The sequence below is a fragment of the Oleiphilus sp. HI0117 genome, from assembly GCF_001635235.1.
In genome coordinates, this window is sequence record NZ_LWGA01001116.1 from 1 (window position 1) to 1,125 (window position 1,125).

General features: G+C 41.1%; 2 protein-coding genes. Both read left to right on the top strand.

What is annotated here, in order from left to right:
* Positions 1-393 (top strand): DUF3187 family protein (locus tag A3757_RS20025; protein WP_156506445.1); only part of this gene is annotated, 393 nt, incomplete at its 5' end.
* Positions 394-470: 77 nt separating this feature from the next.
* Complete coding sequence (locus tag A3757_RS20030) at positions 471-1,073, top strand: YfaZ family outer membrane protein (RefSeq protein WP_082865048.1); 603 nt, start codon at positions 471-473, stop codon at positions 1,071-1,073.
* The last annotated feature ends 52 nt before the right edge of the window (positions 1,074-1,125 follow it).

The following is a 1,125-nucleotide window of genomic DNA, read 5'->3' on the forward strand; positions in this document are numbered from 1 at the left end:
TTTAGCATCACCCAGCAGAACCCTGAGTGGTTCAAAAGGCGCAATTTTTTTGAACAAACAAAGCTTTCTTTATGGTACGGTACTGGTCTTGGCTATATAGGAAAGTCAGAGCAACTTAAGATTCTTGAGCAGCATCCTGTAAACCTTTCTTTTCGCGCAGGGTTCGCGTGGCTAATTAGTCCTAATTGGCAGTTAAAAAGTCAGATTGATACTCACTCCCCCTTGTTCAAAACAGAGCTACGTGAACTTGGCTGGGTACCGCTGCAAATATCCTTTGAAAGCGCACACCGTTTCAGTCAGGATATATCAATAAATCTGATGATTGCTGAAGACATTAGGCCACGATCCGTACCAGATGTGATCCTTAAGACAAGCCTAAGAATTAGACTTTAAAACTCACCTTAGAAACTTTCGGTGTTAAGAACTTAATTACCAAGTAAAGAATTGACTAACAAGGAACTTGAAAACCAATGCAATGCTTTAAAAAAGGAAAGTTAAACCCTGGCTTATTATCATTTATCGGGTTGATCGGATATACACTTGTACTATCTACACCCACAGCCCATGCTGATGAGATTGATCTCAGACTCAGCAATGACGCGGTTCACGGAAACTATACTAAAGATAATAGCCGGTCTAAGGCAAGGTTTGGCATGGGGTACTTCTATAAAGATGACGATTACACAACCAATATTCTAAACGTTGACCTACATGCAAAAGGACAAACCGTTATCGGTAATATGCCAGCAACAGTTGCTATTGGATTTGAAAGTAACTTTTTTAAAATCGAGGATTTCAAAGGTACTGCTGTTGGAATTGGCGGTTCACTAAGGCTAAACCTACCAAGCGCACCTGGCTTATCATTTGAAACAGATCTACATTATGCGCCCAAGGTACTATCTTTTGGAGACTCTGACGAGTTCAGTCGTTTTAGAACCCAAGTCAATTACCGAATTATTGAAAATGCCGATATCGCATTCGGCTTCCGCTATATGAATGTTGGCAGCGAATTAGATGGCAAGAATGAAACCCTTGAAAGCGGCGTATACCTTGGTCTTCAGTTAGCACTATAAGACTCAGGAGAGCACTGCAAACGCAGAGACTAAGCCGGATTCATCAGATAAA

What these genes read in the sequence shown, in the direction of transcription:
- A3757_RS20030 (WP_082865048.1), top strand. Translation starts at nt 471, where the DNA reads ATGCAATGCTTTAAAAAAGGAAAGTTAAACCCTGGCTTATTATCATTT.